This window comes from Streptomyces hesseae (genome assembly GCF_031845785.1).
GTDB classification, from domain to species: domain Bacteria; phylum Actinomycetota; class Actinomycetes; order Streptomycetales; family Streptomycetaceae; genus Streptomyces; species Streptomyces hesseae.
Genome location: NZ_JAVRFI010000085.1, coordinates 1 through 406, shown reverse-complemented (window position 1 = coordinate 406; position 406 = coordinate 1). Strand labels below are relative to the sequence as shown.

Below are 406 nucleotides of genomic sequence, written 5' to 3'. Positions count from 1 at the left end.
CTCTCCCAGCTCACCGAGGACACCACCTTGGTCGTCATGAGCGGTCACCCGCTGGGGCTTTTCCCGTCGCGCCCAGAATCCCCGCGTGTCATCATCACCAACTCCCTCATGGTCGGCCATTTCGACAACCAGAAGGACTGGGAGATCTGTGAGGAGATGGGGGTGGCGAACTATGGCCAGATGACCGCTGGCGGCTGGATGTATATCGGCCCACAGGGTATCGTCCATGGCACCTTCAACACCATTCTCAACGCCGGAAGAATCCGGCTGGGAATTCCCGCTGATGGGGATCTCTCCGGGGTGCTTTTTGTCTCGTCAGGTCTCGGTGGCATGTCCGGGGCCCAGCCCAAGGCCGCCGAGATCGCCCACGCCGTCGGGATCATTGCCGAGGTCGACATGTCGCGCA

Annotated in this window: 1 pseudogene; it reads left to right on the top strand. The window is 61.8% G+C overall.

What is annotated here, in order from left to right:
• Window positions 1–36 precede the first annotated feature (36 nt).
• Window positions 37–406, top strand: a pseudogene (locus RM609_RS34320) (urocanate hydratase); the annotation flags it as partial.